Annotated in this window: 16 protein-coding genes; 14 read left to right on the forward strand and 2 right to left on the reverse strand. The window is 70.1% G+C overall.

The features are described from left to right. Positions 1–43: 43 nt before the first annotated feature. Entirely contained in the window at positions 44–1,024 is a 981-nt protein-coding gene (locus ACQY9S_RS02525) for an MDR family oxidoreductase (protein WP_428423002.1), read from the forward strand. Between the two features lie 10 nt (positions 1,025–1,034). On the opposite strand, the gene ACQY9S_RS02530 is transcribed toward ACQY9S_RS02525, so the two are convergent. Beyond that, complete coding sequence (locus ACQY9S_RS02530; RefSeq protein ID WP_428423003.1) at positions 1,035–2,669, reverse strand: 4-hydroxyphenylacetate 3-hydroxylase family protein; 1,635 nt, start codon at positions 2,667–2,669, stop codon at positions 1,035–1,037. Positions 2,670–2,783: 114 nt separating this feature from the next. Between ACQY9S_RS02530 and ACQY9S_RS02535 the strand changes: the two genes are divergently transcribed. Genes ACQY9S_RS02535 through ACQY9S_RS02545 form a run of 3 tightly spaced genes read left to right on the forward strand, consistent with a single transcriptional unit; the run spans position 2,784 to position 5,932 of the window. Beyond that, positions 2,784–3,446 (forward strand): TetR/AcrR family transcriptional regulator, encoded by a 663-nt coding sequence (locus tag ACQY9S_RS02535; RefSeq protein ID WP_428423004.1) that lies wholly within the window; start codon positions 2,784–2,786, stop codon positions 3,444–3,446. Then, the gene (locus ACQY9S_RS02540) at positions 3,446–4,009 is read left to right on the forward strand and encodes an isochorismatase family protein (RefSeq protein ID WP_428423005.1); all 564 of its coding nucleotides are present in this window, start codon (positions 3,446–3,448) and stop codon (positions 4,007–4,009) included. Before ACQY9S_RS02535 ends, ACQY9S_RS02540 begins: the two co-directional genes overlap by 1 nt. A 27-nt stretch (positions 4,010–4,036) precedes the next feature. Beyond that, a complete protein-coding gene (locus tag ACQY9S_RS02545) occupies positions 4,037–5,932 on the forward strand; it encodes a propionate--CoA ligase (RefSeq protein WP_428423006.1) in 1,896 nt (631 codons plus the stop codon). A gap of 39 nt (positions 5,933–5,971) precedes the next feature. On the opposite strand, the gene ACQY9S_RS02550 is transcribed toward ACQY9S_RS02545, so the two are convergent. Further along, positions 5,972–6,601, reverse strand: coding sequence for a LysE family transporter (locus tag ACQY9S_RS02550; protein ID WP_428423007.1), 630 nt, complete (start codon positions 6,599–6,601; stop codon positions 5,972–5,974). A 124-nt stretch (positions 6,602–6,725) separates the two neighbouring features. On the opposite strand from ACQY9S_RS02550, the gene ACQY9S_RS02555 reads away from it, so the two are divergent. From ACQY9S_RS02555 to kdpE, 10 genes are all read left to right on the forward strand, one after another. Further along, the gene (locus ACQY9S_RS02555) at positions 6,726–8,066 is read left to right on the forward strand and encodes an HD-GYP domain-containing protein (protein ID WP_428423008.1); all 1,341 of its coding nucleotides are present in this window, start codon (positions 6,726–6,728) and stop codon (positions 8,064–8,066) included. 70 nt (positions 8,067–8,136) lie between these two features. Next, positions 8,137–10,617: an EAL domain-containing protein gene (locus ACQY9S_RS02560; RefSeq protein ID WP_428423009.1), complete on the forward strand. Its 2,481-nt coding sequence runs from the start codon at positions 8,137–8,139 to the stop codon at positions 10,615–10,617. A gap of 68 nt (positions 10,618–10,685) precedes the next feature. Then, positions 10,686–11,786 (forward strand): PA0069 family radical SAM protein, encoded by a 1,101-nt coding sequence (locus ACQY9S_RS02565; protein ID WP_428423010.1) that lies wholly within the window; start codon positions 10,686–10,688, stop codon positions 11,784–11,786. Positions 11,787–12,025: 239 nt separating this feature from the next. Next, positions 12,026–12,115, forward strand: a complete 90-nt coding sequence (kdpF, locus tag ACQY9S_RS02570) for a K(+)-transporting ATPase subunit F (RefSeq protein WP_428423011.1) — start codon at positions 12,026–12,028, stop codon at positions 12,113–12,115. After that, positions 12,115–13,923 carry a potassium-transporting ATPase subunit KdpA gene (kdpA, locus tag ACQY9S_RS02575; RefSeq protein ID WP_428423012.1) on the forward strand — a complete coding sequence of 603 codons (1,809 nt, stop codon included), beginning with the start codon at positions 12,115–12,117 and terminating at the stop codon, positions 13,921–13,923. The genes kdpF and kdpA overlap by 1 nt, the downstream gene beginning before the upstream one ends. 16 nt (positions 13,924–13,939) lie before the next feature. Further along, positions 13,940–16,021 (forward strand): potassium-transporting ATPase subunit KdpB, encoded by a 2,082-nt coding sequence (gene kdpB / locus ACQY9S_RS02580; RefSeq protein WP_428423013.1) that lies wholly within the window; start codon positions 13,940–13,942, stop codon positions 16,019–16,021. A gap of 16 nt (positions 16,022–16,037) precedes the next feature. Further along, positions 16,038–16,613: a potassium-transporting ATPase subunit KdpC gene (kdpC, locus tag ACQY9S_RS02585; protein WP_428423014.1), complete on the forward strand. Its 576-nt coding sequence runs from the start codon at positions 16,038–16,040 to the stop codon at positions 16,611–16,613. Between the two features lie 70 nt (positions 16,614–16,683). Then, positions 16,684–17,649 carry a magnesium/cobalt transporter CorA gene (corA, locus tag ACQY9S_RS02590; protein ID WP_428423015.1) on the forward strand — a complete coding sequence of 322 codons (966 nt, stop codon included), beginning with the start codon at positions 16,684–16,686 and terminating at the stop codon, positions 17,647–17,649. Positions 17,650–17,674: 25 nt separating this feature from the next. Beyond that, complete coding sequence (gene kdpD, locus ACQY9S_RS02595; RefSeq protein WP_428423016.1) at positions 17,675–20,389, forward strand: two-component system sensor histidine kinase KdpD; 2,715 nt, start codon at positions 17,675–17,677, stop codon at positions 20,387–20,389. After that, positions 20,386–21,090, forward strand: a complete 705-nt coding sequence (gene kdpE / locus ACQY9S_RS02600) for a two-component system response regulator KdpE (protein WP_428423017.1) — start codon at positions 20,386–20,388, stop codon at positions 21,088–21,090. The genes kdpD and kdpE overlap by 4 nt, the downstream gene beginning before the upstream one ends. The last annotated feature ends 65 nt before the right edge of the window (positions 21,091–21,155 follow it).

Raw genomic sequence — 21,155 nt, forward strand, 5'->3', positions numbered from 1 at the left:
CGGTCGCCATCCACCGCGACGATTCATTCACGAGGAGACAGACATGTTCAAGGCGCTGGTGCTCGACAAGAGCGAGGGTTTCCGCGCCGAGGTGCGCGAGGTCGAAGACAGCTTCCTGCCGGACGGCGACGTCACCGTGGCGATCGACTACTCCACCCTCAACTACAAGGACGGCCTGGCGATCACCAACCGTCTGCCCGTCGTGCGCAGCTGGCCTATGGTCGCCGGCATCGACGGCGCGGGCACGGTGATCGAGAGCACCCACCCCGACTGGAAGGCCGGCGACCGTGTCGTGCTGAACGGCTTCGGTGTCGCCGAGGTGCACAAGGGCTGCCTGGCCGGCAAGGCACGGCTCAAGGGCGACTGGCTGGTGCGGCTGCCCGATGCCTTCACGCCCCGGCAGGCGATGGCGATCGGCACGGCCGGCTACACCGCGATGCTGAGCGTGCTGGCGCTGGAGCGCTACGGCATCCAGGCGGGCGATGGCGAGGTGCTGGTGACCGGCGCGACCGGCGGAGTCGGCTCGGTGGCGGTGGCGCTGCTGCACAAGCTGGGTCATCGCGTCGTCGCGGCCACCGGCAAGGCCAGCGAGGCGGCCTACCTGAAACAGCTCGGCGCCGAGTCGGTGATCGACCGCGCCGAGCTGAGCGCGCCCGGCAAGCCGCTGCAGACCGAACGCTGGGCCGCAGTGGTCGACGCGGTGGGCAGCCACACGCTCGTCAACGCCTGTGCGCAGACGCGCTACGGCGGTGCCGTGACCGCCTGCGGCCTGGCGCAGGGCGCCGACCTGCCGGGCACGGTGATGCCCTTCATCCTGCGCAGCGTGGCGCTGCTCGGCGTGGACAGCGTGATGGCGCCGCTGGCGCTGCGCCAGCAGGCCTGGGCGCGCCTCGCGAAGGATCTGGACCCCGCGCTGCTGCAGTCGATGACCACCGAGATCGGCCTCGACGAGGCCATCGATGCCGCCGCCCGGCTGATGCGCGGCGAGGTGCGTGGCCGCATCGTGGTGCGCACGCAGGGCTGAGTGCGTACTCTCAGCCCTGCTGCCGCGTCGACGCCGGCAGCACCACCATCACCGGCTGGCCCGGCACGGTGCAGCCGGTGTCGCAGCAGCGGCCCGGCTGGCGGTTCCGCGTGATCGCGCGCGTCTCGTCATGCAGCACGCCGCGGTCGAGCAGCCGTTCGACCAGCTCCACCTTGCTGCCGACGGGATAGTTGCGCCAGATCTCCTGCTTCAGCGCGGCCGGCGAGCCGCCGCCGTGCAGGCTGATCACCGAATACCAGCCGCCCTGGTAGGAGGCGGTCAGGTCCTCGATGAAGCGCGCGACCTCGATGCGCTTGTCGTAGGGCACCGTCGGGTTGGCGCGCAGCACCTCGGACAGCGTGGCTGCGGTGGCCGGGTTGTGGTCCTCGTCGGGGCCGGGCAGCGCGACGATCAGGCCGCCCGACACCTCGTGCGCCAGGCGGTGCATGTCGTAGATCTGGGTCGACATCAGCAGCTTGCCGATGTTGCTGAACACCGGCTCGGGCATGAAGCTGCCGCTGTACGGATCGGCCGTGCCGTACACGCTGGCGGCCACGCCGCAGGCGAAGAAGCCCTCGGTGATCTTGATCAGCTCGACCATCGGCTCGCGCAGGTTGCTCTTCTCGCCGGGATCGAAGCCGTTGGCCTCGCACATCAGCGCGCCGGCGCCGATCAGCAGGTCGCCGAAGCCGGCGCGCGCGGCGATGCAGCTGTGGCGGTGGTGGGTGGCGTAGCTGTAGGTCAGCACGCCGCTGTGCTCCCACTCGCCGTCCTGGCCGGCGTAGAACACGCGCTCCCAGGGCACGAACACGCGGTCGAAGATCACCACCGCGGTCGCCTGGCCGTAGCGGCGCGAGAACAGCGCGGCACCGTGCTCGAGCTTGTCGCCCGGCCGTCCGGCCGGGCGCGACACCAGCGTCATGCCCGGCGCGTCGATCGGCACCGCGCAGCAGACTGCGAAATCGGCGTCCTCCACGCCCATGTTGCGCCCGGGCATGACCAGCAGCTCGTGCAGGTAGGGCGCGCCGGTCACGATGGCCTTGGTGCCCGAGATGACGATGCCCTTGCCGTTGCGCTCGACCACGTGCACATAGGTGTCGGGGTGGGCCTGCTGGTGCGGCCGCTTGCTGCGGTCGCCCTTGGCGTCGGTCATCGCGACGCCGAGGCTCAGGTCCTCGTCCTGCACGCGCGCCAGGTAGGCCTGGAAGCGGGCGCGGTGCTCGGTGCCGCCCTTGGCGTCGTCGAGGCGTGCGCTGACCTGGGCGATGCCGTTCAGCGCATCGTGCATCAGGTAGCGCTGCGCGCAGCCGGTCTCCTGGCACAGCAGGCGCACGGCCTCGAGCTTGTTGAGCAGGTCGCCGGCCGACTCGTTGACGTGCGCCATGCGGTTCACGGTGAGGCCGCGGCCCGATTGCACGGCCAGCGCCAGCGGGGCCATCGCCGGGTCGCGGGCGAAGTCGTAGGTGTAGGCGAGGGCGTTGACGCCCGGGCGCAGCGACGGCGCATCGGCCACCGAGTCGACCAATTGCCCATCGACGTAGACCGTCGGCTTGTAGCGGCGCAGCGAGTCGCGGTAGTCGGCGCCGGACATCAGCGTGGCCGGGCGGGCCGGCGGGGCGAGGGCGGTGGATTGCGGTGCGTTCATGGCGGGCCTCCACGGGCGTGATAGGTTGAAAAATTGAACAGTGTTCAAATAATTGATCGACTGTATATTCGAGCGATGCCGAAATCAACCGCCTTGCCCACCACCGAGCGGGGAATGCGCCAACGCGCCGTGGCCGATGCCCGCCGCGCGCTGGTGCTCGATGCCGCACGGTCCGCCTTCTTCGAGCTCGGGCTCGAACGCGCCAGCGTGCGCGAGATCGCCCGGCGCGCCGGCTACACGCCGGGCGCGATCTACAGCTACTTCGCGAGCAAGGAAGAGATGTACGGTGCCTTGCTCGGCGAGTCGCTGGAGCGCCTGAACGCGAGCGTGGCCGCGCCGTCGCCGGTGGCCGCTCGCCGCGGCGAGCCGGCCGAGGTGGCGGTGCTGCGCGCCTCGGCGAACGCCTTCTTCGGCTTCTACCGCGAGAACCCGCGCGACCTCGATCTCGGCTTCTACCTGTTCCAGGGCCTGCAGCCGCGTGGCCTGACGCCGGAACTCAACGAACGCCTCAATGCCCGGCTGCGCGATGCGCTGGCACCTGCCGAGCGGGCACTGCAGCGTCTGGGCCTCGAGGCCCGGGACGCACTGGCCGAAGTGACCGCACTGTTCGCGCACACTGTGGGCCTGCTGCTGCTGAGCCACACCGGGCGCATCCGCATGTTCCACCAGGAGTCCCAGGCCCTGTTCGACCGCTATCTCGACGCGCTGGTCGAACGCGTCTTGCGCGGCGCTGCAGCGGTGCTGCAGCCTGCAAGCCGGACAAGGAGAGCCCCGTGATGAATGCGATCGATGCCCAAGCCAGCACGCTCGTGCTGGTCGACTACCAGGCGCGCCTGATGCCGGCCATCGACCGCGGTGCCGAGGTCGTCGCAGAGGCCGGCCGCCTCGCCGAAGCGGCGCGGTTGCTGGGGGTGCGCGTGGTGGGAACCGAGCAAAACCCGCAGGGGCTGGGTCCCGGGGTCGAACGTCTGCGTCAGGTCTGCGAAAGTACGCTGTCGAAAATGCACTTCGACGCCTGCATCGATGGTCTGCCGGAGATGTTGCGGGACCACGGCAGTGTGCCGGGCGACGTGGTGATCGCCGGTTGTGAAGCGCACGTGTGTCTGTTGCAGACGGCGCTGGGGCTGCTGCGGGCGGGGCATCGCGTGTGGGTGGTCGCTGCGGCCTGCGGTTCGCGCAAGCCGAGCGATCACGAGTTTGCGATGCAGCGCTTGCGCCAGGCCGGTGCGGTGGTCGTGAGTACCGAGATGGTGGTGTTCGAGTGGCTGCATTCGTGCCGTCACCCGCGATTCAAGGAGGTGCTCGAGCTGCTGAAGACACCGGTGGCCCGGGCGACCTGACAGAACGACAAAACAGGAGACAAGCGCATGGACTACGCCGCGTTCTACCGTCGCTCGATCGACGACCCGCAGGGTTTCTGGGCCGAGCAGGCGCAGCTGATCGACTGGCACCGCCCGTTCGATCAGGTGCTCGACGACAGCAATCCGCCGTTCGCGCGCTGGTTCGTCGGCGGCCAGACCAACCTGTGCCACAACGCGGTGGACCGCCATGCCGCGCAGCGCCCCGACGCCAATGCGCTGATCTGGGTCTCCACCGAGGTCGAGCAGGAGCGCGTCTACAGCTTTGCCGAACTGCAGCGCGAGGTCGAGCGCATGGCGGCGGGCCTGATCGAGCTGGGCGTGGGCCAGGGCGACCGGGTGCTGATCTACATGCCGATGATTCCCGAGGCGGCGTTCGCGATGCTCGCCTGCACGCGCATCGGCGCCATCCATTCGGTGGTGTTCGGCGGCTTCGCCAGCGTGAGCCTGGCCAGCCGCATCGACGACGCCGAGCCCAAGCTCATCGTCAGCGCCGACGCCGGCAGCCGCTCGGGCAAGGTGGTGCCTTACAAGCCGCTGCTCGACGAGGCGATCCGCCTCGCCAGGAACAAGCCCGAGAAGGTGCTGATGGTCGACCGTGGCCTGGCGCCGATGCAGGCGGTCGACGGCCGCGACGTCGACTACGCGGCGCTGCGCCAGCGCCACCTCGACAGCCGCGTGCCCTGCACCTGGGTCGACGCCACGCACCCGAGCTACACGCTCTACACCAGCGGCACCACCGGCACGCCCAAGGGCGTGCAGCGCGACACCGGCGGCTACGCCGTCGCGCTGGCCGCGAGCATGAAGCACATCTACCTCGGCAACGCCGGCGAGACCTACTTCTCCACCAGCGACATCGGCTGGGTGGTGGGCCACAGCTACATCGTCTACGGGCCGCTGATCGCCGGCATGGCGACCATCATGTACGAGGGCCTGCCGATCCGCCCCGATGCCGCCATCTGGTGGAGCCTGGTCGAGAAGTACAAGGTCACCGCGATGTTCAGCGCGCCGACCGCGGTGCGGGTGCTGAAGAAGCAGGACCCCGCGGCGCTCAAGAAACACGACCTCAGCTCCCTGCGAGCGCTGTTCCTGGCCGGCGAGCCGCTCGACGAGCCGACCGCGCAGTGGATCGCCGACGCGTTGGGCGTGCCGATCGTCGACAACTACTGGCAGACCGAGTCCGGCTGGCCGATCCTGAGCATCGCCAACGGCGTGCAGCACCAGCCCAGCAAGTTCGGCAGCCCCGGCATCCCGACCTACGGCTACAAGGTCAAGCTCGTCAGCGACAGCACCGGCGAGGAACTGCTCGGCGCCAACGAGAAGGGGGTGGTCGTGATCGAAGGCCCGCTGCCGCCCGGCTTCATGCAGACCGTGTGGCGCGACGACGCGCGCTTCGTCGACACCTACTGGAAGAGCGTGCCGGGCAAGATGGTCTACAGCACCTTCGACTGGGGCATCCGCGACGAGGACGGCTACTACTTCATCCTCGGCCGCACCGACGACGTGATCAACGTCGCCGGCCACCGGCTCGGCACCCGCGAGATCGAGGAGAGCATCTCCAGCCACGCCAACGTGGCCGAGGTCGCCGTCGTCGGCGTGGCCGACCAGCTCAAGGGCCAGGTGGCCATCGCCTTCGTGGTGCCGAAGGATGCAAAGGGCCTCGACGAGCCGGTTGCGCGCCTCAAACTCGAGGGCGAGATCATGAAGACGGTCGACAACCAGCTCGGCGCCGTGGCGCGGCCGGCCCGGGTCCATTTCGTGACGACGCTGCCCAAGACGCGCTCGGGCAAGCTGCTGCGCCGCGCCCTCCAGGCCGTGGCCGAAGGCCGCGACCCGGGTGACCTGACGACCATCGAGGACCCGACGGCGCTGCAGAACATCCGCGAGCTGCTGGGTCGCACCTGAGCGGCCGGCCGCTCAGGCGGGCCCCGGCGGCCACGGGCGTCAGGCCGCGCGTCGCAAGCTCGCCAGCAAGGCTCCCGCCACGATGAGCAGGCTGCCGAACACGCGGTGGATCCAGCGGATCTGCCGCGGCGCCTCGAGCGCTCGCAGCAGCTTCGCGGCCAGCGCGGTGTAGACGCCCATCACCACCAGGTCGGTGAAGCCCAGGGTCGCGGCGATCACCAGGTACTGCGGCGCCAGCGGCGCGGCCAGGTCCAGGAACTGCGGCACCACGGCGAGCAGGAACACGGTGCCCTTCGGGTTGACGGCATTCACCATCCAGCCGCGCAGCACCAGCGTGCGCACCGCCGGCACGGTTTTCTCGGCCGCCGCCTCGACCAGCGGCACCGGCCGTGCACGCCATTGCTGCACACCGAGCCAGACCAGATAGGCTGCACCCAGCCACTTGAGCACCGCGAAGGCGGTGGCCGAGGTCGCGATCAGCGCGCCCAGGCCCACGCCGACCGCCACGACCTGGGTCCAGATGCCCAGCACCAGTCCGAAGCTCATGCAGTAGCCGCGGGCGAAGCCGTGGCGCGCGCCGGCGCTCATCGCCGCCACGGCGCCGGCCCCGGGCGAGATGCTGATGGCCCAGGCTGCCAGGAAGAACGTCAACCAGACCGACAAGGCCATGAGAGCTTTCAGAAGAGCGTGAGGTCCGTCACTGTAGCGGTGCCCGGCAGTCCACGCATTCAAGGAATGCCGATGGATGCCGAAAGTAGGGGCAGGCCAGGGCCACTCCCGGCTCGAACTCCCCATGAACGACAGCCCCACCATCGACGTTCGGAAGCTGCGGATCGGATTGCACGTGCACCTCGACCTGGGGTGGATGGCGCATCCCTTCCCGCTCAGCAGTTTCCGCATCTCGACCGAGCAGCAGCTCGAGACGCTGCGCGGGCTCGGCCTCGATCGGGTGCGGATCTCTCCGCAGCGCAGCGACGCCCTCACGCTGCAGGGGCTGGTCGGCGAAGGGCTGCTGTCGCCGGAGGTGGCCGGTGTCGCGGCATCCGAGCCGGCAGCTCCTGAAGCGGCCCCGGAACCAGCGGTCCCGGCCGAAACCCCGGAGGCCGCCGAGCGCCGCCGCCGCCGCGAGGCGCTGCAGGCCGAGCAGGCCTGCGCGGCCCAGGCGGAACGTCACTACAGCGAGGCCGGGCGGGCGCTGCGGCGCAGTTTCGAGCTGGCGGCTTCCCAGCCCCAGGCGGCCCGCGAGCAGTGCGAGGCCCAGGTCAACGGCTTTCTCGACACGGTGCTCGGTGCCCAGGAGATGGCGATCCGCCTGCTCAGCGAGGGCGCCGGGGACCGCGGCTCGATGCATGCGATCAACGTCACCGTCATCGCGCTGCTGCTGGGCAAGCAGATGGGTCTCGGCAAGCCCGAGATGTTCGATCTCGGCACCGGCGCGATGCTCCACGACATCGGCAAGATCGAGCTGCCCGAGCGCGTGCGATGGATCGATCCGCTGTCGCCCGGCGTCTCGAATCACGAGCGTCAGTTCTACCAGGAGCACGTCGCGCACGGTGTGGCCCTCGGCCGCAAGATGGCGCTGGCGCCCGGTGCGCTGCTGGTTCTTGCGCAGCACCACGAACATGCCGACAGCACCGGCTTCCCGCTCAAGCTGGGTGCCGACAAGATGAACACCGCGGCGAAGATCGTCGCGCTGGTCAACCGCTACGACAACCTGTGCAACCCGGCGACGCCGGCCCAGGCCCTGACGCCGCACGAGGCGCTGGCGCTGATGTACGGGCAGATGAAGGCGAAGTTCGACACGGCGGTGTTCGGTGCCTTCGTCAAGATGATGGGCGTGTACCCGCCGGGCTCGGTGGTGCAACTGACCGACGACCGCTACGGCATGGTCGTGTCCGTCAACTCGGCCCGGCCGCTCAAGCCCTGCGTGCTGGTGCACGAGCCCAGGCAGCCGCGCAACGAGGCCGTGCCGCTGAACCTCGAGACCACACCGTCGCTGGGCATCCGGCGCAGCTTGAAGCCCCAGCACCTGCCGCGCGCCACGCTCGACTACCTGTCGCCGCGGCCGCGCGTGTGCTATTTCTTCGAGCGCGCGCGCGAGCCTTTCCTGCTGAGCGCCGGGAGCGCGGCATGAGCAGGCCGAGCCGCCCCAAGTGCGAAGGCTCCCGCTCGGCGGGGCCGCACGAAGTGCGCAGGGTGCCCCGATGAACACGCCGCCGCCGGTGTGGGAACCGCTGATCGGCAGCCTGCTCGAGGCCGTCTGCTTGGTCGAGCCGCTGACGCTGCACATCGTCGCGGCCAACGAGGCCGCGGCCGCGCTGTTCGGCGTGCCCTTGTCGGCGCTGGTCGGGCGGCCGGTGATCGAGCTGTCGGCCACGCCCGAGGACGAGTGCTTCTGGGAGGACATGGCAGCCGGCGTCGGCACGGCCGAGGGGCCGCAGATTCATTCCGACAGCTTCGTGCGCCATGCCGACGGTCGCATGATCCCCGTCGAGCGGCGTGTGAACCGGATCTGGATGCGCCCGGGCCAGGCGATCTACGTGCTGGGGCTGCGTGACCAGAGCGCGCAGCGCCAGGCCGAGGACGAGCTCGAGAAACTGGTGGCCGAACTGCGCGCCACGCTCGAGTCGACCGCCGAGGGCATCCTCGTCACCGACCTGCACGGCGCGATCCGCGGCTGCAACCAGCTGTTCGCGCAGCTGTGGGACATGCCGGTCGAACTGCTGACACAGCGTGACGACAGCCAGATCCTCGAATGGATGCGGACCCAGGTCGTCGACGAAGCGCGCTTCGTCGACCGCCTGGGCGAGATCGACCGTGACCCGCTGCTGCGTGCCAGCGACATGCTGCGCCTGCGCTGCGGGCGTGTGCTCGAGCGCGTGGTGCTGCCCCAGTACGGCCGTGGCCAGCCGATCGGGCGCGTCTGTTCGTTCCGCGACATCACCGAGCAGCTGGCCAGTGCGGCGCGCCTGCAGCTGGCCGCCCAGGTGTTCGAGTCCAGCCTCGATGCGATCTTCGTGACCGACGCCGAGCACCGCATCGTGACGGTCAATGCCAGCTGCGAGCGCATCACCGGGCTCGGCCGCGCACAGCTGGTCGGCGTGCGGACCGAGGCGCTGCTGCACCCGCCCGCAACCGATGACGCGAACACGGGCTGGTTCGAGCCGGTGCGCCGGCAGCTCGAAACCCAGGGCGTGTGGGAGGGCGAGCTGTGGCACCGCCGCACCGACGGCGGCACGCTGCCGGGGCAGGTCTCGCTGGTGCGCCTCGCGGGCGAGAGCGGCGCGGGCGCCGAGGCCGGCGTGCGCCACGTCGGCTTCTTCAAGGACCTAACCGAGACCGTGGCGGCCCAGAAGCGCATCGAGGAGCTGGCCTTCACCGACGCGCTGACCGGTCTGCCCAACCGCGTGATGCTGACCGAGCGCATGGAGTTCGCGCTGGCCATGTCGCACCGGCACCAGGCGCCGTTCGCGCTGCTGTTCCTCGACCTCGACCGCTTCAAGCAGATCAACGACTCGCTGGGCCATGTGTTCGGTGACCGCGTGCTGGTCGAGGTGTCGGAGCGGCTGAAGACCTGCCTGCGCCAGATCGACACGGTGGCGCGGCTCGGCGGCGACGAGTTCGTGATGCTGCTGAACCAGACCGACGCCCGTGGCGCCGAGGCCATCGCGCGGCGCGTGCTGGAGGTGCTGGGCCAGGCGTTCACGCTGGAGGGCATGAGCTTCAGCGTCACCGCGAGCATCGGCATCGCGATGTACCCGAACGACGGCGAGTCGATGGACGACCTGATCAAGAACGCCGACGCCGCGATGTACCGCGTGAAGGAGCGGGGCCGCGCGGGCTTTCGCTTCTACCAGCCGCAGATGAACGTCGACCTGCTGGCGCGCATGAAGCTCGACCACGCGATGCGCATCGCGCTCGAACGCGGCGATTTCCGGCTGCACTATCAGCCGCAGGTCGAGATCAGCAGCGGCGCCGTGGTCGGGGCCGAGGCGCTGCTGCGCTGGCGCGACACCGACATCGGCGACGTGTCGCCGGGCGAGTTCATCCCGGTGGCCGAGGAGAGCGGCTTCATCGTCGCGCTGGGCGACTGGGTGCTGAGCGAAGCGGTGCGTCAGGCCGCGCTGTGGCGCGCGCAGGGCCGCTCGATGGTGGTGTCGGTCAATGTGTCGGCGCTGCAGTTCCAGCAGGCCGACTTCGTCGGCCGCGTGGCCGCGGTGCTGGCCGAGGCTCGCCTGCCGGCGCAATGGCTGGAACTCGAACTGACCGAATCGATCCTGATCCGCGATGCCGACGAAGCGCTGCAGCGCCTGCGCGCGCTCGACCGGCTCGGCGTGCAGCTCGCGATCGACGACTTCGGCACTGGCTACTCGAGCCTGGGCTACCTGAAACGCTTCCCGATCAGGAAGCTCAAGATCGACCGCAGCTTCATCAAGGGCCTGCCGGGCGACGAGAGCGATGCGGGCATCGCGCAGGCCGTGATCCAGGTCGCCCGGGCGCTGCGGCTGCGCGTGATCGCCGAGGGCGTGGAGACGACGGCGCAGCGCGACTTCCTCAAGCGCGCCGGCTGCGACGAGATCCAGGGCTTTCTGTTCGCGCCGGCGCTGCCGGTGGCGGAGTTCGAGGCGCGCACCGCGACAATGCTGGAACTGCCCAGCGGTCAAAAGGCTCGCGCGCTGGCCTGAAGGCGGTCAAGGGCCCGGGCGCGTTGCGCTTTGAAAGCTGTATATAAATACAGTATTCTGTGGCCGTCATGACCACGCCCCACCCTGTCGCACCGCCGGGCCCGATCAAGGGGCGTGGCACACCGGTGCGCATCGCCCACCGCTACGAGCGCGACCAGCGCGAGGCGGTCGACGACGGCTGGGAGACGCCGCCCGAGGGCGATGACGGCGAACGGCCGCCGCCGGTCACCCAGGTCAGCGAGGAGCGCGTCAAGACGATCCTCAGTGCCAACGACTCGCCGGACATCCCCTTCGACCTGTCGATCAACCCCTACCGCGGTTGCGAGCACGGCTGCAGCTACTGCTACGCGCGCCCGACCCACAGCTACCTGAACCTGTCGCCCGGGCTGGATTTCGAGACACGACTGGTTGCGAAGGTCAACGCCGCCGAGCGCCTGCGCGCCGAACTGGCGCGACCGGCCTATCGGCCGAGCCCGATCAACATCGGCTCCGCGACCGATGCCTACCAGCCCGTCGAGCGGCGCCTGCGCATCACGCGCGCGCTGCTGGAGGTGCTGACGGCCTGCGAGCACCCGTTCAGCATCATCACCAAGTCGGCCGGCGTGGAGCGCGACCTCGATCTCATCGCTCCGGCCGCGCGGCGCCGGCAGGCGCTGGTGTTCATCAGCATCACCACGCTCGATGCCGGCCTGGCGCGCCGCCTCGAGCCGCGTGCCGCCTCGCCGCAGCGCCGCCTGCAGGCCGTGAAACGGCTCAGCGACGCCGGCGTGCCGGTCGGCGTGAACGTGGCGCCGATCATCCCCTTCGTCAACGAGCCGGAGATCGAGCGCATCGTCGAGGCCGCCGCGCGGGCCGGCGCGAGATCCGTCCACTACACCGTGCTGCGCCTGCCCTGGGAGGTGGCGCCGCTGTTCCGCCAGTGGCTGACGCAGCATGTGCCCGAGCGCGCCGCGCGCGTGATGGCGCGTGTGCAGGAGATGCGCGGCGGCAAGGACTACGAGGCCGACTTCGCCACCCGCATGAAAGGCGCCGGGCCCTGGGCCGAGCTGATCCGCCAGCGCATCCTCAAGGCCGCGCTGAGGCAGGGCCTGACGCGCGAGCGGCTGGTGCTCGATGTGAGTCGCTTTCGTCCGCCGACCGGCGACCCGGCGCAGCAGACGCTGTTCTGACCGCAGTGCCGACACCCGAGAGCCGCTGCTCCGGCTGCAAGGTGCGCGCGTCTTTACGCTTTCTTGATGCGCACCGCGCCGCTTTGTATGCCGTCCTGAGGTCGCGCTGCCTAGCATCTCCTGCACAGAACAACCGAGTTCGAGGTGTGCATGGATGTCGTGATGCTGGGGCTGGTGGCCTTGTTCGTGGTGCTGATCACCGGCCTCGTGAAGGCCTGCGACGCGCTGGGAGCGCGGCCGTGAGCGGCCTCTACCTGCTGGGGGCCGTGGTCGCGGCGGGCCTGCTGGTCTATCTCGTCCATGCCTTGCTGAAGGCCGAGGCGTACTGATGAGCTCGCAAGCCTGGATCCAACTCGCCGTCTTCTTCGCGCTGCTGGCGCTGCTGGCCTGGCCGCTGGGCCGCTGGCTTGCCGCGGTGGCGCATGGCCGCCTGCCGAAGCTGCTCGCGCCCGTGGCCCGCGTCGAAGCGGCGCTGTACCGCGTGGCCGGCGTGGACGCCGAGGCCGGCATGGGCTGGAAGTCCTATGCGCTGGCGCTGCTGGCCTTCAATGCGCTGGGCGTGCTGGCGGTGTATGCGCTGCAGCGGCTGCAGGCGCTGCTGCCGCTCAATCCGCAGGGCCTGGCCGGCGTCGGTGCCGACTCCTCGTTCAACACCGCGGTCAGCTTCGTCACCAACACCAACTGGCAGGGCTACGGCGGCGAAGCGGCGATGAGCTACCTGACGCAGATGCTCGCGCTCGGGGTGCAGAACTTCCTGTCGGCCGCGACCGGCATCGCGGTGGTGTTCGCGCTGATCCGCGGCTTCGCGGCGCGCTCGCCGTCGGCCATCGGCAACTTCTGGACCGATGTCACCCGCATCACGCTCTACGTGCTGTTGCCGCTGTCGCTGGTGTTCGCGGTGTTCCTGGTCGGGCAGGGCGTGATCCAGAACTTCAGCGCCTACCGGGACGTGACGACGCTGGAGACGACCACCTACCAGCAAGCCGGGACCGGTCCCGACGGCCAGCCGGTGCAGGACGCGCAGGGCCGGCCGGCGATGGAGGACCGGAAGACCGCCACCCAGACCATCGCGATGGGTCCGGTCGCGTCGCAGGAGGCCATCAAGATGATCGGCACCAATGGCGGCGGCTTCTTCAACGCCAACTCGGCCCACCCCTACGAGAACCCGACGCCGCTCGCCAACTTCGTGCAGATGCTGGCGATCTTCCTGATCCCGGCCGGGCTGGTGTTCGCCTTCGGCCGCCTGGTCGGCGACATGCGCCAGGGCTGGGCGCTGCTGGCGGCGATGACCGCGATCTTCGTCGTGGCGGTGTGGGTCGTCAGCGCGCAGGAGCAGCAGGGCAACCCGCAGCTCGCGGCGCTGGGCGTCGACCAGGTGGCGAGCGCGCTGCAGTCCGGCGGCAACATGGAAGGCAAGGAGGCACGCTTCGGCATCGCTGCGTCGACGCTGTTCGCCGCCATCACGACCGCCGCGTCCTGCGGCGCGGTCAACGCGATGCACGACTCGTTCACGCCGCTCGGCGGCGCGGTGCCGCTGGTGCTGATCCAGCTTGGCGAGGTGGTGTTCGGCGGCGTCGGCTCGGGCCTGTACGGCATGCTGATCTTCGCGATCCTCGCGGTCTTCATCGCCGGCCTGATGATCGGACGCACGCCGGAGTACCTGGGCAAGAAGATCGAGCCCTTCGAGATGAAGATGACGGCCATCACCATCCTCGTCACGCCGGTGCTGGTGCTGGCCGGCACGGCCATCGCGCTGATCAGCCCGGCCGGCCCGGTGGGGATGGCCAACCCGGGGCCGCACGGCTACTCGGAAATCCTCTATGCGCTCAGCTCGGCCGCCAACAACAACGGCAGCGCCTTCGCCGGGCTGTCCGCCAACACGCCGTTCTACAACCTGCTGCTCGCTGCCGTGATGTGGTTCGGCCGCTTCGGTGTCATCGTGCCGGTGCTGGCGATCGCCGGCAGCCTGGCCGCGAAGAAGCGCCTGCCCGTGACCGCCGGCACGCTGCCGACGCACGGACCGCTGTTCGTCGTGCTGCTGATCGGCTCCGTGCTGCTGATCGGCCTGCTGAACTACGTGCCCGCGCTCGCACTCGGCCCGGTGGTCGAGCACCTGGTGCAGGGCACGGCCCGCTGAGCGGGCGGAGAACCCCATGAGCAACGACAAGAAATCCCTCGCACTCCTCGACCCGGTGCTGCTGCGGCCGGCCATCGGCGCGGCGTTCCGCAAGCTCGACCCGCGGGTGCAGTGGCGCAACCCGGTGATGTTCGTCGTCTACGTCGGCAGCCTGCTGACGACGGGGCTCGGCGTCCAGGCCCTCGCGGGCTCGGGCGAAGCACCGCCGACGTTCATTCTCGCCGTGGCGGTGTGGCTGTGGTTCACGGTGCTGTTCGCGAACTTCGCCGAGGCACTGGCCGAAGGCCGCAGCAAGGCCCAGGCGGCCTCGCTGCGCGGCATGAAGCGCAAGGTGGTTGCGAAGAAGCTGGACCAGCCCCGGCACGGCTCGTCCTGGCATCCGATGCCGGCCGACGAGCTGCGCAAGGGCGCGGTCGTGCTGGTCGAGACCGGCGACACCATCCCGCTGGACGGCGAGGTGATCGAGGGTGTGGCCTCGGTCGACGAGAGCGCGATCACCGGCGAGTCCGCCCCGGTGATCCGCGAGTCCGGCGGCGACTTCGCTTCGGTGACCGGCGGCACCCGGGTGCTGTCGGACTGGCTGGTGGTGCGCGTCGGCGTGAACCCCGGCGAGGCCTTTCTCGATCGCATGATCGCCATGGTCGAGGGCGCGAAGCGCCAGAAGACGCCCAACGAGATCGCGCTGAACATCCTGCTGGTGACGCTGACCATCGTGTTCCTGGTCGTCGTCGTGAGCTTGCTGCCGATGTCGATCTTCGCCGTCCAGACCGCGAAGCTGGGCACGGCGGTGACGATCACCGCGCTGATCGCGCTGCTGGTGTGCCTGATCCCGACGACGATCGGGGCGCTGCTGTCCGCCATCGGCGTGGCCGGCATGAGCCGCATGATGCAGGCCAATGTGATCGCCACCTCGGGGCGCGCGGTCGAGGCGGCCGGCGACGTCGACGTGCTGCTGATGGACAAGACCGGCACCATCACGCTCGGCAACCGCCAGGCTGCGGTCTTCCTGCCGGCACCCGGCGTGACGGTGCAGGCACTGGCCGACGCGGCGCAGCTGGCCTCGCTGGCCGACGAGACGCCGGAAGGCCGCAGCACGGTGGTGCTGGCCAAGCAGGTGGCCGGCCTGCGCGAGCGCGACATGGCAAGCCTGCAGGCCACCTTCATTCCCTTCACCGCGCAGACCCGCATGAGCGGCGCCGACATCGGCCCGCTCGGCACGCGGCGCCTGCGCAAGGGGGCGCTCGATGCGATCCGCGCGCACGTCGAGGCCGAGGGCCAGGGCTTTCCCGCCGAGGTGCAGAAGATCGCCGACGACGTGGCGCGGCGCGGCAGCACGCCGCTCGTGGTGTCCGACACCGGCCGGGTGCTCGGCGTCGTCGAGCTCAAGGACATCGTCAAGGGCGGCATCAAGGAGCGCTTCGCCGAGCTGCGCCGCATGGGCATTCGCACGGTGATGATCACCGGCGACAACCGGCTCACCGCCGCGGCGATCGCAGCCGAAGCGGGGGTCGACGACTTCCTGGCCGAGGCGACGCCCGAAGCCAAGCTCAAGCTGATCCGCGACTACCAGGCCGAAGGCCGGCTGGTCGCGATGACCGGCGACGGCACCAACGACGCGCCGGCGCTGGCCCAGGCCGACGTGGCGGTGGCGATGAACACCGGCACCCAGGCGGCCAAGGAGGCCGGCAACATGGTCGACCTCGACTCGAACCCGACCAAGCTGCTGGAGATCGTCGAGACCGGCAAGCAGTTGCTGATGACGCGCGGCTCGCTGACCACGTTCTCGATCGCCAACGACGTGGCGAAGTACTTCGCCATCATCCCGGCGGCCTTCGCCACGACCTATCCACAACTGGCGGCGCTGGACGTGATGCGGCTGACCAGCCCCTCGTCGGCCATCCTGTCGGCGGTGATCTTCAATGCGGTGGTGATCGTGTTCCTGATCCCGCTGGCGCTCAAGGGCGTGAAGTACCGCGCCATCGGGGCGGCCGCGCTGCTGCGTCGCAATGTGCTGGTCTATGGCCTGGGCGGGCTGGTCGTGCCCTTCGTCGGCATCAAGGCGATCGACCTGCTGCTGGCCGCCGTGCATCTCGTCTGAACCGGAGAACCCACCCATGAAAGCCATCCTTCGGCCTGCCCTCGTGCTGTTCGCGGCGCTGACTCTCGTGACCGGCGTGGCCTACCCCCTGGCCGTGACCGGCATCGGCCAGGCGCTGTTTCCCGCGCAGGCTGCCGGCAGCCTCGTGTTTCGCGACGGCAAGCCGGTCGGCTCGTCGCTGATCGGTCAGGCCTTCAGCGATCCGAAGTACTTCTGGGGCCGTCCTTCGGCGACCGCGCCGATGCCGAACAACGCACAGGCCTCGGGCGGCTCGAACCTGGGGCCGTCGAATCCGGCGCTCGTCGATGCCGTCAAGGGCCGCATCGAGGCGCTGCGCGCAGCGGACCCGGGCAATGCGCTGCCGGTGCCGGTCGACCTCGTCACCGCCTCCGCCAGCGGCCTCGATCCGGAGCTGAGCCTGGCTGCTGTCCGGTACCAGGCGGGACGGGTGGCGCGCGCCCGCGGGCTGTCCGAGGCGGCGGTGCAAGCGCTGATCGAGCAGCACGGCGAAGGCCGGCGCTTCGGCTTCCTCGGCGAGCCGCGCGTCAACGTGCTGGCGCTGAACCTGACGCTCGACGCACTGCAGCGCTGAGACCTCGTTCTCCCCCGGGGTGTCCCGCGCGCAGGCTTTCGGACCCTTCTCGCGAGACGCACAATCACCCATGCTCATCAATTGCGTGGCCTACCAGGACGGCAGCAAGCTGGCGGACCTGCCGGTCGAGAAGATCAGCGACTACATCTCGCGGCCCGGCTGCTTTGTCTGGGTCGCGCTGCAGGACGCCAGTCACGACGAGCTGGAGGTGATGCGCCACGAGTTCGGCCTGCACGAACTGGCGGTGGAGGATGCGCAGCACGGCCACCAGCGCCCGAAGATCGAGGAGTATGGCGATTCGATCTTCGCAGTGCTGCACCTCGTGGAAGCCGTCGGCCAGGAGCTCAACGTCGGCGAGGTCGACGTGTTCGTCGGGCACAACTACGTGCTGTCGGTGCGCAACCGCAGCACGCAGGGCTTCCTCGGCGTGCGCGACCGTTGCGAGCGCGAGCCGCATTTGCTCAAGCGTGGCGCCGGCTTCGTGCTGTACGCGCTGATGGATGCGGTGGTGGACCGCTACTTCCCCATCATCGACATGCTCGAGTCCGAACTCGAGACCATCGAGGAGCAGATCTTCGTCAAGGGCACCGCGCGGACCAACATCGAACGGCTCTACGACCTCAAGCGCCGGGTGATGGTGCTCAAGCACGCCGTGGCGCCGCTGCTGGAGGCCGCGGCCAAGCTGCACGGCGGTCGCGTGCCGCAGATGTGCGCCGGCACGCAGGAGTACTTCCGCGACGTGGTCGACCACCTGACGCGCATCAACGCCTCCATCGAGTCGATCCGCGACACGGTCGGCACCGCGATCCACGTCAACCTGTCGATGGTGGCGATCGAGGAGAGCGAGGTCACCAAGCGCCTGGCGGCCTGGGCCGGCATCTTCGCGGTGGCCACCGCGTTCGCCGGCATCTGGGGCATGAACTTCGACCTGATGCCCGAGCTGAAATGGCGCTGGGGCTATCCGCTGGCGCTGGGGCTGATCGCCTCGACCTGCGGCTTCGTCTGGTGGCGCTTCAGGCGGGCGGGCTGGTTGTGAGCCGCAGGCCGTTTGCTTCACTCCCATGAGCGAAGTCCGACCGGATCCCGACGCGCTGCTGCAACAAATCCGCGCCGACGAGGCGCGCTCCGCGCGCGGGCGGCTGCGCATCTACTTCGGCTCGTCGGCCGGCGTCGGCAAGACCTACGCGATGCTGGCCGCGGCGCGCAAGCTGCACGGCGAGGGCGTCGACGTGTTGGCCGGCGTGGTCGAGACCCATGGCCGTGCCGAGACGCAGGCGCAGTTGCAAGGGCTCGAAGTGCTGCCGCTCGCGCAGGTGGCCTGCCGGGGCCGCACGCTGCCGGAGTTCGACCTCGATGCCGCACTGGCACGCCGGCCCGCGCTGCTGCTGGTCGACGAGCTGGCGCATTCCAATGTGGCCGGCTCGCGCCACCCCAAGCGCTGGCAGGACGTCGAGGAACTGCTCGACGCCGGCATCGACGTCTACACGACCCTCAATGTCCAGCACCTGGAGAGCCTGAACGACGTGGTCGGCGGCATCACCGGCATCCGGGTGCACGAGACCCTGCCCGACACCTTCTTCGACCGGGCGGACGAGGTGGTGCTGGTCGACACGCCGGCCGACGAGCTGATCGAGCGCCTGAAGGCCGGCAAGGTCTACCTGCCGGCGCAGGCGGAGCGGGCGGCGCGCCACTTCTTCCGCAAGGGCAACCTGATGGCGCTGCGCGAGCTGTCGCTGCGCCGCACGGCCGACCGGGTCGAAGGCGACGTGCAGGCCTACCGCGTCAACCAGGCCATCGCGCCGGTCTGGAAGACCGAGGCCGCGCTGCTGTGCTGCATCGGCCCGCGTGACGACTCCGACCACGTCGTGCGCAGCGCCGCGCGCCTCGCGCAGCAGCTCGCGGTGGCCTGGCACGCGGTCTACGTCGAGACGCCCGCACTGCAGCGCCTGCCCGACGCGCAGCGCGAGCGCATCCTGCGAACCGTGAAGCTGGCCGAGGAGCTGGGCGCCACCACCGCCGTGCTGCCGGCGCAGGACGTGGCGACCGCGCTCGTCGCCCATGCGCGCGAGCACAACCTGTCGAAGCTGCTGATGGGCCACAACCGCGAGCGCCCCTGGTGGCGGCGCGACACCTTCTCCCAGCACCTCGCCCGCCTGGCGCCGGATGTGGACCTGATCGAGGTCGGGGAGGGCCAGCGCGGCGCGCCGTCGCCGCAGCGGTGGCAGCGCGACGACGGCAAGACACTGCCTGCCAGGCCCTGGCGCTATCTGTGGGCCGCGGCGGCCTGCGGCCTGACCACGCTCGTCGCGCTGCCGCTGCAGCCGATCCTGGCCCTGGCCAACATCGTGATGCTGTTCCTGCTCGCGGTGGTCGGCGTTGCGCTGCGTTTCGGCCGCGGGCCGGCGGTGCTGGCCGCGTTCCTGAATGTCGCGGCCTTCGACTTCTTCTTCGTCGCGCCGCAGCTGTCGTTCGCGGTGTCCGACGTGCAGTACCTGCTGACCTTCGCGGTGATGCTCGTGGTGGGGCTGGTCACCGGCCAGTTGACGGCCGGCCTGCGCTACCAGGTGCGGGTGGCCACGCACCGCGAGGCGCGTTCGCGGGCGCTGTTCGAGCTGGCGCGCGACCTGTCCGGCGAGTTGCTGACGGAGCAGGTGGTCGAGACGGCCGAACGTGCGATCGAGCGCGAGTTCCGCGGGCGCGCCCGCGTCTTCCTGCAGGACGACGACGGCCGCCTGCAGCCGCCGCGCACCGGGGCCGATGCGCCGGGGCTGGACCTCGGCACGGCGCAATGGGCGCTCGATCACGCCGAGCCCGCCGGCCTGGGCACCGACACGCTGCCCGGCAGCGCCTGGCTCTACCTGCCGCTGAAGGCGCCGATGCGCGCGCGCGGCGTGCTGGCGCTGCAGCCCGCGCAGCCGCGGCTGCTGCTGATACCGGAGCAGCGCCAGCAGCTCGAGACCTTCGCGGTGCTGGGGGCGATCGCGCTGGAACGCGTGCACTACGTCGAGGTGGCGCAGCAGGCGACGGTACAGATCGAATCGGAGCGCTTGCGCAACTCGCTGCTCTCGGCCTTGTCGCACGACCTGCGCACGCCGCTGGCGGCGCTCTACGGCCTGGCCGACACGCTGGTCGACGGCACGCAGGGCGACGCGCAGGAATTGGCGCGTGCGCTCAGTGCCGAGGCCCGGCGCCTGAACGCCATGGTGGGCAAGCTGCTCGACATGGCACGGCTGCAGAGCGGCGCCGTGCACCTCGACAAGCAGTGGCAGCCGATCGAGGAGGTGGTGGGCAGTGCCTTGCGGGCGCTTGGCCTGGCGCTTGCCGGCCATCCCGTGCTCACCGACCTGCCGGCCAGCCTGCCGCTGGTGAACTTCGATGCGGCCTTGATCGAGCGCGTGCTGTGCAACCTGCTGGAGAATGCCGCCAAGTACACGCCTGCCGGCAGCCGCGTGACGATCGCGGCCCGGGTGCATGGAGCCCATCTGCTCGTGAGCGTGCGCGACGAAGGACACGGTCTGCCGGCCGGGCGCGAGGACGCGCTGTTCGAGAAGTTCGTGCGCGGCGAGCGCGAATCCGCGACGCCGGGCGTGGGGCTCGGCCTGGCGATCTGCCGTGCCATCGTCGAGGCGCACGGCGGCCGCATCCACGCCGAGCGGGGCGCCGGCCCGGCGGGGCGGCCGGGGGCGACCTTCAGTTTCACCTTGCCCCTCGGCACGCCGCCCTCGCTGCCTATGCCCGAAGAACCGCTGGCAGTCGACTCCGCCGTGGCGCCATGAGTGAGCCGACCCCCACCGCGATCATCGTCGAAGACGAACCGCAGATCCGCCGCTTCGTGCGCGCCGCGCTGGAGGGCGAAGGCTGGCAGGTGTTCGAGGCCGCCACGCTGAAGCAGGGTCTCGTCGAAGCCGGCACGCGGCGGCCTGATCTCGTCGTGCTCGACCTCGGCCTGCCCGATGGCGATGGCGTCGACTACCTGCACGACCTGCGCAGCTGGTCGCAGGTGCCGGTGATCGTGCTGTCGGCGCGCGGCGACGAGGCCGACAAGATCGCGGCACTCGATGCCGGTGCCGACGACTACCTGACCAAGCCGTTCGGCGTCGGCGAACTGCTGGCGCGGGTGCGGGTGGCAAGGCGCCGCGCCCAGGGCGTCGCGGAGGCCGGGACGGCGCGCCTGCATTTCGGAGCCGTCGACATCGATCTCGCGGCGCGCGTGGTGACGCGCGACGGCGAGGCCGTGCACCTCACCCCGATCGAGTACCGGCTGCTCGCGCTGCTGATCGCCAACGCCGGCAAGGTGCTGACGCATCGCCAGCTGCTGCGCGAGGTGTGGGGGCCGAACGCGGTGGAGCAGAGCCACTACCTGCGCATCTACATGAGTCAGCTGCGGCGCAAGCTCGAGGCCGATCCTGCGCGGCCGGCGCATTTCCTGACCGAAACGGGCGTCGGCTATCGCTTCATGGTCCAGGCGGTGCCCTGAGGGTCAGCCCGTGCCGGGCCACTTCGGGAGGATCGATAGCCAGTCGCGTTCACCCGCATCAAATC

The sequence above is a fragment of the Methylibium sp. genome (assembly GCF_965279545.1).
In the GTDB taxonomy this organism is placed as follows: Bacteria; Pseudomonadota; Gammaproteobacteria; order Burkholderiales; family Burkholderiaceae_C; genus Methylibium.